Annotated in this window: 10 protein-coding genes; 6 read left to right on the top strand and 4 right to left on the bottom strand. The window is 42.9% G+C overall.

The features are described from left to right. Positions 1–369 precede the first annotated feature (369 nt). Positions 370–1755: an SLC13 family permease gene (locus tag MNY66_RS12400; RefSeq protein WP_241501000.1), complete on the top strand. Its 1386-nt coding sequence runs from the start codon at positions 370–372 to the stop codon at positions 1753–1755. Positions 1756–2092: 337 nt separating this feature from the next. Here MNY66_RS12400 and MNY66_RS12395 read toward each other — a convergent pair whose 3' ends face one another. Next, positions 2093–5242: an efflux RND transporter permease subunit gene (locus tag MNY66_RS12395; protein WP_047256875.1), complete on the bottom strand. Its 3150-nt coding sequence runs from the start codon at positions 5240–5242 to the stop codon at positions 2093–2095. Between the two features lie 17 nt (positions 5243–5259). Then, entirely contained in the window at positions 5260–6444 is a 1185-nt protein-coding gene (locus MNY66_RS12390) for an efflux RND transporter periplasmic adaptor subunit (RefSeq protein WP_047256874.1), read from the bottom strand. A gap of 247 nt (positions 6445–6691) precedes the next feature. Between MNY66_RS12390 and acrR the strand changes: the two genes are divergently transcribed. From acrR to mscK, 3 genes are all read left to right on the top strand, one after another. Further along, positions 6692–7342 (top strand): multidrug efflux transporter transcriptional repressor AcrR, encoded by a 651-nt coding sequence (gene acrR / locus MNY66_RS12385; RefSeq protein ID WP_047256873.1) that lies wholly within the window; start codon positions 6692–6694, stop codon positions 7340–7342. Between the two features lie 11 nt (positions 7343–7353). Further along, complete coding sequence (locus MNY66_RS12380) at positions 7354–7707, top strand: DsrE/DsrF/TusD sulfur relay family protein (protein WP_047256872.1); 354 nt, start codon at positions 7354–7356, stop codon at positions 7705–7707. Positions 7708–7799: 92 nt separating this feature from the next. Continuing rightward, a complete protein-coding gene (gene mscK / locus MNY66_RS12375; protein WP_241500999.1) occupies positions 7800–11207 on the top strand; it encodes a mechanosensitive channel MscK in 3408 nt (1135 codons plus the stop codon). Between the two features lie 26 nt (positions 11208–11233). On the opposite strand, the gene rsmS is transcribed toward mscK, so the two are convergent. Together rsmS and priC are read right to left on the bottom strand one after the other, a co-directional pair. Beyond that, positions 11234–11428 carry a pleiotropic regulatory protein RsmS gene (gene rsmS, locus MNY66_RS12370; RefSeq protein ID WP_053907763.1) on the bottom strand — a complete coding sequence of 65 codons (195 nt, stop codon included), beginning with the start codon at positions 11426–11428 and terminating at the stop codon, positions 11234–11236. Positions 11429–11488: 60 nt separating this feature from the next. Continuing rightward, a complete protein-coding gene (priC, locus tag MNY66_RS12365) occupies positions 11489–12037 on the bottom strand; it encodes a primosomal replication protein PriC (RefSeq protein WP_047256869.1) in 549 nt (182 codons plus the stop codon). 132 nt (positions 12038–12169) lie between these two features. On the opposite strand from priC, the gene apt reads away from it, so the two are divergent. Then, the gene (gene apt / locus MNY66_RS12360) at positions 12170–12721 is read left to right on the top strand and encodes an adenine phosphoribosyltransferase (protein ID WP_047256914.1); all 552 of its coding nucleotides are present in this window, start codon (positions 12170–12172) and stop codon (positions 12719–12721) included. 97 nt (positions 12722–12818) lie between these two features. Then, positions 12819–14789, top strand: a complete 1971-nt coding sequence (gene dnaX / locus MNY66_RS12355) for a DNA polymerase III subunit gamma/tau (protein WP_047256913.1) — start codon at positions 12819–12821, stop codon at positions 14787–14789. Positions 14790–14816: the final 27 nt, after the last annotated feature.

Below are 14816 nucleotides of genomic sequence, written 5' to 3'. Positions count from 1 at the left end.
TGTTGTTATTTTGTTATTTTCTTGGTTCTTAATTGATAGCCTATTTCTGCATTGATGACTTATTTCTGCGTTGGTTGCTTATTACTGCGCTGATAGCCTATTTCTGCATTGATGGCTTATTTCTGTGTTGATGGTTTATTCTTTCAAGTTGATGGCTCTTTTATGTGATGTGAATCCAATAAAACTGGTTATCTTTTGTGTTTTAAACATTAAATAAGCTAAATCTAGAGGTATAGATCGCATTTTTCATTTTTGTACATTTAATTTTCATAGATTTAACTCTATATTTCGACTGGAATAATTTTAATTAACATAAAACACTTGGGTGATAGTTACTTGTAATGATTAACCTAAGTTAATGGAGTCATCATGGACGCTTCTGAAACTCTAACACCCGCAGTTGGGCCTGCTCCGTCAAATAAACGAGGTTGGGTTATTTTAGCTGTTGATATTTTGGTGTTGTTTTTACTATTAAACTATCTACCATTTGACGATAAAGCCAATGCAGGGCTGGCGTTAATGGTGTTTATCGGCGTGCTGTGGTTGACGGAAGCTATTCACGTAACCATTACTGCGTTATGTATTCCTATTCTGGCGGTATTGCTAGGGTTAATGAATACCGGGGATGCGCTCAAATCTTTTGCCAATCCGATTATTTTCTTGTTCTTCGGGGGCTTTGCATTGGCGACAGCCTTGCATATTCAAGGTATTGATAGGTTGATCGCTAACCGCTTATTAATGATTGCGCGTGGTCGATTATCTGTTGCGGTAATTTTATTATTTGGCGTAACCGCACTGCTTTCAATGTGGATTAGTAACACGGCAACGGCGGCGATGATGTTGCCTCTAGTGCTAGGTATTTTATCTAATCTTGATATTCGCCACGAACGTAATACCTTTGTTTTCGTCTTATTGGGCGTTGCATACAGCGCCAGTATTGGTGGTTTAGGAACCATTGTTGGTAGCCCACCGAATGCGATTGCCGCTGCGGCGTTGCAGTTAGATTTCTTAACGTGGATGAAATACGGTATTCCAATGGTGGTGGTATTACTGCCGATGATGTTTGCATTGATGTATATGATGTTGCGTCCAAATTTAAAACACCGCTTTGAGCTAGAACTGGAACATATTAAATGGACTGGGCATCGTATTACCGCGATGATTATTTTCTTATTAGCGGTAGGTTGTTGGATCACTAGCACATTCATTAGTTCGGCTTTTGGTGGCGTTAAAGATCTAGATACTATTATTGCTATCAGTGCGGCTATTCTGATTTGTGTTACCGGCGTTGCGAACTGGGCACAAATTCAAAAAAATACCGAGTGGGGCGTATTAATGCTGTTTGGTGGGGGGTTAACACTGAGCGCGATTTTACAAACTTCTGGTGCGAGCGGCATTATGGCTGACTGGATGAAGGATACTTTTGGGCAAAGCCATTGGTTTATTATTATTCTTGCAGTGACTACGTTCATCATTATTTTGACCGAATTTACCAGTAATACTGCCAGTGCGGCTTTGTTAGTGCCTATTTTTGCTACTGTCGCAGAAGCGTTAGGCATGCCAGTTATGGTGCTGACCATGATTATCGGTATTGGCGCTTCTTGTGCCTTTATGCTCCCGGTGGCGACACCGCCAAATGCCATTGTATTTGGCTCCGGTTATATTCGCCAAATTGAGATGGTGCGCGTTGGCGGCGTATTAAACTTAGCCTGTATTTTGGTTATCTCGCTATTTGCTTGGTTCTTCTGGATGTAATCATAGCGATAGAGTTTAACTCTTAATTGTTTAAATAACGGCTTCGATTGGAGCCGTTATTTTTATATATCAGGGCCATTCTTTGCCGCCTATCTCTGGTCTAACAAGTTTCGCCACCGTTCCTCTCGTTATATTCAAATGGTTTTATCTAATGATTTAACTGTCGATGACACAGTCTATTTAACTAAAGCTTTAATTAAAGTGCTATGAGTTGTAGTGATATATCAGGGCGCGATACTTTTCTATCGGTTCAAATGCACATTAGACAATAATTTAATATTCAGCATGCCAAAAAAAGGGCCACATAATGTGGCCCTTTAGCGTTTACAGATACAACTTATTGTACTGGATGGTTATGTTCGATATCTTCAGTTTTCTTACTGAAGCGGCGACGGATAACCACAAAGAACACTGGAACAAAGAAGATAGCCAGTGAGGTCGCTGCTATCATACCGCCAAGAACCCCTGTACCGACAGAGTTCTGTGCGCCAGAGCCTGCGCCATTACTGATAACTAATGGTAATACCCCAAGCATAAAGGCCAGTGAGGTCATTAGAATTGGTCTGAGACGCATCTTCACGGCATCAAGTGTCGCTTCGACTAAGCCTTTTCCTTCTTTATCCATTAGGTCTTTGGCAAACTCAACAATTAGGATGGCGTTTTTCGCCGACAACCCAATGGTGGTGAGTAGGCCCACCTTAAAGTAAACGTCGTTGTCTAAGCCACGGATTGAGGTAAACAGCAATGCCCCAATGATCCCGAGCGGAACAACTAACATAACTGAGAATGGAATTGACCAGCTCTCATACAATGCCGCCAAGCATAAGAAGACGACAATCAGTGAGATAGCGTATAACGCCGGTGCTTGGTTACCAGACAGACGTTCTTGATATGACATTCCCGTCCATTCGTAGCCAATACCTGCTGGCAGCTCTGCGGTGAGTTTTTCCATCAGCAGCATAGCCTCACCAGTACTTTTACCCGGTGCAGCATCCCCTTGGATCTCCATTGAAGGCACACCGTTATAACGTTCTAAACGTGGTGAACCGAAAGTCCAAGGATCTTGTGATGTATCAACAAAGGCCGAGAACGGCACCATTTGTGCTTGGTTATTACGAACGTACAGCGTAGAAATATCCGAAGGTAACATACGGCTATTTGCCTGACCTTGAATATACACTTTCTTCACGCGACCACGGTCAATAAAGTCATTGACGTAATTACCACCAAACATAGTACTCAGCGTGCTGTTGATATCACTGATTGAAACACCTAGCGCTTCGGCTTTTTGTTGATCAATCCGTAAACGGTACTGCGATGTATCATTCTGACCATTAGGGCGGACATTTTGCAATAATTCAGGATGCTGAGCTGCTAGCCCAAGTAACTGATTACGTGCTTCCGCTAGTTGTTCATGGCCTAAACCACCACGGTCAACCAATTCAAAGTCAAAGCCACTGGCTGTACCTAACTCAACAATCGCTGGAATGTTAAAGGCGAAAATAATCGCTTCTTGCTTTTGAGACAACGCAATATTGGCGCGTTGAACAATTGCAGTAACGTGGTTTTCATCCCCTTGACGCTCACTCCAGTTTTTCAGAACCACGAACGCGAGACCCATATTTTGTCCTTGACCGGCGAAGCCAAAGCCATTAACGGTAAATACAGATTGTACGTTGCGCTCTTCATCAGTTCTAAAGTAATCGCTGACTTCGGACAGTACTTCTTGAGTTTGTTCTTGTGTTGAGCCTGAAGGTAACTGCACCATGGCTAAGAATACCCCCTGATCTTCCTCGGGTAAGAAAGATGACGGTAAACGTAAGAACATAAACGCCATTCCCGCGACCAATACTACATAAATCAATAGGTAGCGGCCGGTACCATTCAGCATGCGAGCTACGCTGTCGGTATAATGATGCGCTTGTTTTTCAAAAGTACGGTTAAACCAGCCAAAGAAGCCTTTAGTTTGACCATGATCGCCTTTTTTGATCGGTTTCAGCATGGTTGCGCACAATGCTGGTGTCAAAATCATGGCTACCAGAACCGAAAGTACCATTGCAGCAACGATAGTTACCGAGAATTGACGATAAATAGCACCGGTAGAACCTCCGAAGAAGGCCATTGGGATGAATACGGCTGATAGCACCAGCGCAATCCCCACCAAGGCTCCTTGGATTTGTTCCATGGATTTTTTGGTTGCCTCTTTCGGGGGCAACCCTTCTTCTTGCATCACACGCTCAACGTTTTCAACCACCACGATGGCATCATCCACCAGAAGACCGATGGCGAGCACCATGGCGAACATCGTCAAGGTATTGATGGAATAACCGAGCATCGCCAGTATGGCGAAAGTCCCTAATAGCACCACAGGCACGGCAATTGTTGGGATAAGTGTGGCACGGATATTCTGTAAGAACAGATACATGACCACGACCACCAACATGATGGCTTCAACCAGCGTTTTTACCACTTCGTTAATTGAAATTTTAACGAATGGGGTAGTATCGTACGGATAAACCACTTCCAGCCCTTGCGGGAAGAACGGTTCCATATCTGACAGCGTTGTACGCACAGCTTTCGCTGTATCCAGTGCGTTAGCCCCAGTGGCTAGCTTGATCCCGATACCGGCAGAAGGTTTACCATTATAGCGAGCTAAGATGTTGTAGTTTTCTGCACCCAGTTCGACAACGGCCACATCTTTCAGGCGAACTTGAGAGCCGTCTTGATTAACCCGCAGTAAAATATTAGAAAACTCATCCGCATTATTCAGACGGGTCTGCGCAATGATAGACACATTCAATCGTTGATTAGCTACCGATGGAGCACCACCAATTTGCCCAGCAGCAACCTGATTATTTTGGACTTTTATCGCATTGATAACATCCAAAGTACTCATATTGTATTTGACTAATTTATCCGGATCGAGCCAGATGCGCATGGCATACTGTGAACCAAATAACTGCGTCTCACCGACACCGGTTACACGGCTGAGGGGATCCTTAATACTCGATCCCACATAGTCGGCGATATCATCCTGGTCCATAGAACCATCATTGGAGATAAACCCAGCAACCATCAAGAAGGAGCTGGTGGATTTATCTACGCTAATCCCTTGCTGCTGTACTTCTTGTGGCAGCAACGGCATCGCTAATTGCAGTTTGTTCTGTACCTGTACTTGTGCAATATCGGCATCAGTATCCGCATCAAAAGTCAGCGAGATATTCATGTTACCGGAAGAGTCACTGGTCGATGACATATACACCAAGTTATCGATACCATTCATGTTCTGTTCGATAACCTGAGTTACTGTATTTTGTACCGTTGTGGCATCAGCACCTGGATAGCTAGCGGAGATAGAAATCGCCGGCGGTGCAATGGTCGGGTATTGAGATACAGGTAACTTGATAATTGCCAGCAGACCAGCAAGCATAGTAATAATCGCTATTACCCATGCAAATATTGGTCTATCTATAAAAAACTTAGGCATTAATCACCCACTCCTTGTTAAGACTTTTTCTCAGGGGTTGCCTGATTGTCTATGGATTGCGTTTCCAAATTAGCTTCTTTGGCTACGACTTTAGCGCCCGGTTTGATTTTTTGCAGGCCGATAACCACAACTTGATCGCCCGGCTGTAAGCCGTCGGTGATTAGCCATTGGTTACCAATAGCTTGAGAAGCGGTAACTTGGCGTGCTTCAACCTGACTATCTTTATTCACCACCATAACTTGTGCTTGGCCACGAGGTGTACGAGTTACCCCTTGTTGTGGTACCAGAATGGCGTTTTCAATCACTCCATCTTCAAGAATTGCGCGGACAAACATTCCCGGCAATAACTCTTTTTCAGGATTAGGAAAAACAGCGCGCATGGTGATTGAACCGGTAGTTTCATCGACAGTCACATCGGAGAACTCTAAGTAACCCTCTTGACCATAAACTTTACCGCCATTCATAACCAAACTAACTGGCGCTTTACCGGGTTCTTTTTGCAATGAACCTTGAGCAATTTCATTTTTCAGACGAATAAAGTCATCACTGGATTGAGTGACATCCACATAGATTGGGTCTAATTGTTGAATGACAGTCAATGGCGTTGTTTGGCCAGTAGCGACTAAAGCTCCTTCCGTCACGCTTGATTTACCGGTACGGCCTGAGATTGGCGCAGTCACTTTGGTATAATTTAGATTAATACGCGCTGTTTCAACCGCAGATTCAGCCGCCTTAACCGCAGCAACGGCCTGCGCATAGGTTGAGGTCGCCGTATCGTATTCTTGTTTACTGATATAGTTAGTACCCAGTAGCGTTTTATAGCGATTGACCGTTAAACGGGCCATATTGGCATTTGCTCTGGCTTTGGCTAAATCAGCTTGTGCACTATTATAAGCAGCCTTGAAAGGTGCTGGATCGATTTGATATAAAGAAGTTCCAGCGTCGATATCGCTGCCTTCTTTATAGTTTCTGGTTAAAATAATTCCACCCACTTGTGGGCGTACTTCGGCAATCCGATAGGCGGAAGTTCGGCCTGGTAATTCAGTCTTAACCGTCAGAGGTTCTGCTTTCAGCGTTACGATACCGACTTCAGGCGCCGGACGCTCGCCGCCACCTTGAGTGTCATCGTTACATCCTGATAAAGCTAAGCTACCTGAAAGTACCAATATAGCCAGAGGTAATACCCCTCTGTTAGTTCGCATAAGTCAACCTCAATTAATCAATATGACTATACCCACGATGCATTGAGCGATAATTATCCTGCCTCGTATCGATATCCTGCTCCGTTATTTTTATCTGAAGAACAGGCTCGTTACTTTGCAGACTATCTGCGCTCAAGTTATTTTAGGTAACTATTAAGAAAATTATGACAGAATAAAATTTATCACGTGCTATAGTACAAACATACACGAATGTATGTAAATCAGCTTTCGACAAAAACAAAGAGCAATGGCACGAAAAACTAAACAACAAGCCGAGATAACCCGCCAAGAAATAATAGATGCCGCAATAAAGACGTTTTCAGAGCGGGGTGTATCTACCACATCTTTAGCTGATATAGCCAAAGCCGCGGGAGTCACTCGTGGCGCTATTTATTGGCACTTTAAAAATAAAGCGGATTTGTTTTATCAAGCTTGTGAATTCAGTGATAGCCAAATTCTCCTCGCCGAAAGAAATTATCGATTAAAATATATCAATGATCCACTCTCAAGCCTAAGAGAATTGTTAATATATATTTTAACCGAATTTATTGATAATCCTAAAAACCGTGCATTGATGGAAATATTCTTCCATAAGTGTGAAATGGTAGGCGAAATGGCGGCGGTAGTGGACTTTAAAAGAGAAAACTATATGGCAAGCCACAGCCGGATTGTAGATCAACTTCAATTATGTATCGACGCAGGACAACTCCCCGCTAATCTTAATGTCGAATGCGCTTCAATTATGGTGCATTCGATGATTTCTGGCATCTTAGAAAACTGGTTATTCCAACCCGAGAGTTTTAATATCTATCAACATACTGTTACCTTAGTCGATAGCCTGATTGAAATGATGCGATCATCTCCTTCGATAAGGCGACAACCTGCACCATCGGAATAACGGAGATCATTATGAGTTCGATATTAATCATAGCAAATGGCGCGCCATACGGTAGCGAGACCTTATTTAATTCACTGCGTTTAGCGATTACCTTAAAAGAAAATCATCCTCAAACCGAGTTGAAAGTTTTTTTGATGTCAGATGCTGTCACGGCAGGATTAGCCGCTCAACACCCCAAAGAAGGCTATAATTTACAGCAAATGCTAGAAATTCTAACAGCTCAACAGGTGCCGGTTAAGTTGTGTAAAACCTGTACCGACGCCCGAGGTATCAGTGGGTTAACTTTAGCCGAAGGCGTATCAGTGGGTACATTAGTCGAATTAGCTGAATGGACCTTGGCGGCAGACAAAGTACTGACATTCTAACGCTATCAGACACGTATTTTTATTGCGTCGGTTGATTTGACTGGCGCAATACTAATACATAATCTGACCAGTATAATTCGGATATATTTACCATGCACACATCAATTGATAATTATAAACTGCGTCGCTCATCATTTACTTTTCCTATTATTTTATTCTTCTTAGTTTTTTTTATTGCCGCAGAGGCAAGGGCCTTAACTACCAGCACAATTCCTTCTCGTGATGATATACAGAATGAACTTAGCTTATTAAGCAAACGAAGTAATTTGACCGAAGAAGAGAAACTATCGGTTAACGATATAGAAAAAGCGTTAGTTTTTTATGATGGTATTGAAAAGTTAAATAAGACCTCGGACGATCTGCAAAAAAAAATCAATCTAGCAGATTCAGAATCCAAACAAGCGATTAATAATTTAAAACGGATTAAATCCCAAGGCACTCAAGTTCAGGCGGAGTTTATCGCCCATTTAAAAACATTGTCATTAGCGCAATTAGAAGCCGAGTTAAATAGCTTATTAGCTAAACTGCAAACGGAACAAGCTGATTTAGCCAGTTTTAGTGCCCAGTTGGTTGGGTTACAGACTCAGCCCGAACGTGCACAATCAATTATGATGGAAAATGCACGTCGCTTACAAGAAATCCGCGATGAGCTAAATGGTACCTTAAATCGACCGGCCAATTTGCGCCCGACACAGACTGAATTATTACAAATAGAACAATATTACTTACAGCAACAAAATGATTTCCAAAAAAAGGTATTGCAAGCCAATACCCAGTTACAAGATGTATTGCAAAAACAGCGAGATTACAGCGCTGAATTTATTGAAGTATTAAATGAGCAGATCCAGCAAGTTCAAGCCACTATTAGTGACAAACGGCTAGATAACTCCGAAGAAACTGCGCGTGAAGTGCAAAGCTCTCCCTCGGCCAATTTGAACGCCAGTAATAATCCGTTAGTGCAAAAAGAGATTGCGATTAATAAACAGTTGAGCGAGCGCTTGATCTCGGTCACCCAAGAAAATAATCTCATGGTGCAAAAGGGCATCAAAGTGCAATCGTGGCTGGAAAGGGTGACACAAACTGAACGCAATTTAAAAGAGCAAATTAATGTGCTGCGCGGAAGTTTGCTATTATCGCGCATCTTGTTTCAAGAGCAGGTTAATCTTCCCCCCGATATCTTAACTAAGAATTTACCCAATACGATTGCCGACCTGCGCCTCGAACAGTTTGATATTAATAAACAGCGCGACGCCTTATATTTAACCTCAGATTACATTAATGAGCTGGTGGCTAAACAGTATGAAAATAATCTGGATGAAGCTGAAAAAAATGTGATTACCCCGGAGTTAAAAAATTCACTATCCGAGTTACTCGAGGTACGGCGTGATTTGCTCGATCAGCTTAATATCCAGTTAGGCGGGCAGATATCTCAAGCGATTAATTTGCAACTTGAACAAAAACAGCTGTTGAGTGTGATTAGTTCGTTAGAAAACACCTTAGCTCAGCAAATTTTTTGGGTAAATAGTAATAAACCGATGGATTTAACTTGGCTGCAAAGTTTCCCTGAGGCGGCTAAGAATGAACTGAAATCATTGGATTTTAGCTTGTCGTGGAGTAGTTTGCAGAAAGGTTTAGTCACCGCATTACCAATAAGTCTGCCATTGTGGATATTGGCGATAGCCTTTCTGTGGCTTTCTAAAAAAGTAACGAGACGCTTGCAGCAAATCAGTACCCAAGTGAATCGATTGTCCCAAGATAGCCAATTTAATACACCGTTGGCATTGTTACTTACCTTGTCGCAAACTTTACCAGCATCGATGATAGCCATTGCTTGCGGTTATTGGTTTTTAAAAACGGGTAATGCACAAGGCGAATTTATTTGGGCTATTTTTCAACAATTTGCGCTATTCTGGGTACTGTTCGAATTCTGTTATCGCTTGTTAAAGCCGGAAGGTATCGCCGAGCAACATTTTGGTATTGATAAAGCAGTGATTGCACGCACACGCCGTCAGATTGCTAATTTATCTTTACCGTTACTGCCACTTATTTATTGGTCAACTTACGGGGTTAACTATCCTTTACGGCTTGCTAATGACGTAATTGGTCAGTTGGTGGTATTGATTTCGTTGCTGATGGTATTTTTGTTTACTTTACCATTCTGCCGCCACGTTTGGAAAGAAAATGGCAGTCATTTAACCCGTTCGATAGTGGTAACGCTGTTAACTTTCTCGCCATTAATTCTCATTGGGCTGATGATGGCGGGGTATTATTATACCACGCTGAGGCTGGCAAACCGCTGGATTGATAGCCTGTATCTGCTGTTACTCTGGTATATCGTGTATAACACCTGTCTCCGTGCATTGACTTTAGCAGCGCGAAAATTAGCGTATAAACGTGCGATTGAGCGGCGAAAAAGCCTAGGCCAGCCAGAAGATCCAGAAGGTGATCCGGTCAAAGAGCCACCGATGTCGATTGATTTAATCAGCCAGCAATCATTACGTTTAACCACCATGGCGTTATTTTTTATCTTTGTGCTGGCGTTTTATACCATTTGGTCTGATTTTATTACAATTTTTTCGTTTCTCGACAGCGTGACCTTGTGGCACACCACCGTACCTACTATCGCGGGTGAAAATGCATTACAAGCCGTCACGTTAGCTGATTTATTCTTAGCATTAATTATTATGGTCGTTGCTTGGGTCATGACCCGTAACTTGCCCGGATTATTAGAAGTCCTGGTATTGTCTCGGCTCAAACTGCGCCAAGGGTCAACTTACGCTATCACTACGTTATTGACCTACATTATTATTGGTATCGGCACCATTGCTTCTCTCGGAACCTTAGGGGTGACATGGAACCAGCTACAATGGTTAGCGGCGGCATTAACTTTTGGTTTAGGTTTTGGTTTACAAGAAATTTTTGCCAACTTTGTTTCGGGGATTATTTTGTTGTTTGAACGCCCGATCCGTATTGGTGATACCGTGACTATCGGTAATTTCTCGGGCACGGTGAGCAAAATTCGTATTCGTGCGACCACTATCATTGATTTTGATCGCAAAGAAGTGATTATTCCCAATAAAGCTTTTGTTACCGAACGACTGATTAACTGGTCGTTATCAGATACCGTTACGCGGATCACTATCGCATTAGGCGTAGCTTATGGTTCAGATTTAGACAAAGTAAAACAGGTGTTATTACAAGCGGCGACCAGTAATAGCAAAGTGATGACCGATCCTGCGCCAGGGGCCTATTTTACTGGCTTTGGAGCCAGTACGTTAGATCACGAATTACGTTTTTATGTGCGTCAAATTGGTGACCGTGGCGTGACTACCGATGAAGTGAATCGTACTATTGATAAATTGTGCCGAGAAAACGACATTAATATTGCGTTTAACCAGCTTGAGGTTCATCTGCATAATGAGAAAGGCGATCAAATTGAAGAAATTAAAACGCTGAAACCAAATTCTGATAACTCACCAGATAAGCCAACAGAGAATTAAGCTAACACGTTGATTATTTTTATAGATTAGCCGATAGGGGAAGAGTCAATACTAGGCTTTCCCCCTGTTTGTTGTTGGCTTTTTTTGCGTTGATAATCCATTTTAACGATATCTAATGCCTTCAAAACAACATCATTATCAATATGATGGCTTTCTAATAAATAAATTAAATCTACCGCCAGTTTTATTTCTGCGGGGGCATTATCAATATTATGACTCATTTATACAGTCCATGCTTATTATTCACTAAAAATAGAAAGTTACCCATCGAAAATAGATAGCTATTCACGAAATAGATTTTCTTGCTGCTCGATAGATTTATCAATTCGTAATAATGCTTGCCGGCAGCGATAAAGTCGGCCAGCTAAAGCGGCTAATTCTTGTTGTAACTTGTGACGTGCCGCGTGATTAGTTTGCTTATCTAACACCAATTCACGATCGTTTATCATGGCGACCAATCGGCGTTCAAAATCTTGATGTTGAGATAGCCGCGCATATAAATCTACTTGCTCTTTTTTCTGGCTATAATTATCTTCTTTTTTGCGCAATGATTGGGTCGACACCTCGCGTGCTAGTGCTTGGATTTGACACACAATTTTTTCGGTTAAAAAGCCCACTTGCTGCTCATGTCCGAGAGAAACCGAATGGCATAGCTGGGCATAATAGTGGTTGAGTTCGGCCAAACAGTCGCCTAATTTTTGGCTTTTCCGATTAAATAAATTTTTATCGAAGCGCGCTTGACTAAAAATGTGCTCTGACAGCGGCGCAACTTGAGTTTCAAGATTATCAATTTGCGCTTTTAGTGCGGCCAACAGTGTTGATATTTTCATTTTAAACCTGAGTTAACCGGTTAAATAGTGGATTATTGATAAAAATCATGCCAAAGATACGGCTTTATGTTGCATTTTTATGGGACTTTGCATAGATTCTATCGTTTAGTGTTTATTAAATTGGCACCGATTATGACTGCAAAAGAGCAAGAACTGCAATTAATTAAAGACAGTATCGCCACCATCGTTGATTATCCGAAGGAAGGCATTCTATTTAGAGATATTACCACGCTATTAGATAATCCGACGGCGTATCAGGCCACTATTCGCCTGTTAGCTGAACGCTACCGTGATAAAGGCGTCACTAAAATTGTCGGTACAGAAGCCCGTGGATTTTTATTTGGTGCGCCCGTGGCATTAACTTTAGGTGTAGGTTTTGTGCCTGTGCGTAAAAAAGGTAAATTGCCGCGCGAAGTATTGAGTATGACATACGATCTTGAATATGGTACCGATACGTTGGAAATTCATAAAGATAGCATTAAGCCAGGAGATAACGTACTGGTTATCGATGATCTGCTCGCAACCGGTGGTACTATCGAAGCGACAGTGAAAATGATCGAACAGCTCGGTGGTAACATTGTTGAGGCCGCATTTATTATTTCTCTGCCTGATTTAGGTGGACAGGAACGTTTAGAAAAAGAAGGTATTCATACCTTTAGCCTGATTGAGTTCCCTGGTCACTAATTAGCCTCTACCTGACATTTTTAATCATAGCCTCGCCGTAATGTGTGAGGCTGTGGTAGCATGGTCATTATTATCATGTTTAATCGCTGCGGAATTCATGAGCTATCAGGTACTTGCCCGTAAGTGGCGCCCCCAAAAATTTTCAGATGTCGTGGGTCAGCAACATGTGCTGACAGCATTAGCTAACGGTCTTGAACACCAGCGGCTGCATCACGCTTATTTGTTTTCTGGCACTCGTGGTGTCGGAAAAACCACTATCGCCCGTTTATTCGCTAAAGGCCTTAATTGCGAACAAGGAATAACGGCTACCCCGTGCGGAAAATGCGTAAATTGCCTTGAAATAGAACAGGGCAGATTTGTCGATCTGATTGAAATCGATGCAGCTTCACGTACAAAAGTTGAAGATACCCGCGAATTGCTAGATAACGTGCAATACGCCCCTGCGCGCGGTCGGTTTAAAGTTTATCTTATTGACGAAGTGCATATGCTTTCTCGTCACAGTTTTAACGCGTTGCTTAAAACCTTAGAAGAGCCGCCTGAACATGTGAAATTCTTGCTGGCAACGACTGATCCGCAAAAATTACCGGTGACAATATTGTCCCGCTGCTTGCAGTTCCATCTTAAAGCCCTCGATATTGGTCAAATTAGCCAGCAGCTCGAGCATGTGCTTAACGAAGAACATATCGAAAGCGACAATCGGGCAAGGCAACTCTTATCCCGTGCAGCCGATGGCAGTATGCGCGATGCGTTGAGTTTAGCGGACCAAGCTATCGCCATGGGCCAAGGTAAAGTGACTGGCGACATCGTTAGCCAGATGCTCGGGACATTGGACGATGAACAGCCTTTAGCTATTATCGAAGCACTAAACCGAGCTGATGGTCCGGCCGTGATGTCATTAGTTGATAATGCAGCGACCCGTGGTGCGGATTGGGAAAATCTACTGGTTGAAATGCTGGCGTTATTGCACCGTATTGCGATGATCCAATTATTACCTGCCGCCCAAGGATCAGATCCCTCATCGATAGATGGGCGCTTACGTCTGTTGGCGCGCGCTATTTCTCCGGCAGATTTGCAGCTGTATTACCAGATTTTGCTGGTGGGACGCAAAGAGTTAGCCTATGCGCCTGAATTGCGCATGGGGGTTGAAATGACTTTGTTGAGAGCACTGGCTTTTCATCCGAAAAGTATTATTGAACAGCCACCTGCGGCGCCGCTAATTGCGCCTCAAATGGCTGCAGCACCGTCGTCGGGCGGTTCACCAATGAATACTGTGGCGCGTCAGCATTCTGCGCAGTCAGCGATGCCAACAGGGCAGTTGTCACAAGAGAGTTCTCCGGCGCTAGAAAATAGCCCGACGTTGCAATTGTTGAAAGCTCGGCAATCCTTACAGATGCCTCCTGATGAGGGCTCTGCGTCAAAAAAGGATAAACCGGCTAAGCCACAGGCTAAGCCGGCAATGTCAGCGCTAGAGCGACTGGCAGCGGTGTCTACACAGCGTCAGCAGAATGCCCAGAAAAAAAATACTGAACAGCCACAAAATAAGCCAGAAAAACCTGTACCTTATCAGTGGCGTTCGCAAAATAAACAGATTGCTGAGCCACAAGTCACCACGACTGCAGAAATAAAACAAGCGCTGGAATATGAAAAAACCCCGGAGCTGGCAGCAAAAATCGCACAACAAGCTCGAGAGCGTGATCCGTGGTCAGCACAAATTTTTCAATTAAAAATTCCTAAGCTGGTTGAACAATTGGCTTTGAATTCATATATAGAACAGATAAGTGATACGCAAATTAATCTTCATTTGCGTTCGACTCAGCGTCATTTGAATCTTGCTTCTGCCCATAAAACATTACAAGATGCGTTGAGTGAACATTGTGGTCGGTTGATTGAACTGAATATTATTCAGGATGATAATCCCGCACAAAAAACGCCGTTGGAATGGCGACAAATCATTTATGAAGAAAAACTGGCACAAGCGCGCCAGTCAATTATTGCGGATAAAACTATTGTTAAGTTGCTTAGTTTGTTTGATGCGCAGCTTGACGAAGAAAGTATTCGTCCCGTTTAACTGCTACAGGGCGCTGTAGCCATTGCT

It is taken from the genome of Moellerella wisconsensis, from assembly GCF_022592395.1.
Classification (GTDB): Bacteria; Pseudomonadota; Gammaproteobacteria; order Enterobacterales; family Enterobacteriaceae; genus Moellerella; species Moellerella wisconsensis.
The sequence above is the reverse complement of the archived record's forward strand: the minus strand, read 5'-3'. Positions and strand labels throughout refer to the sequence as shown.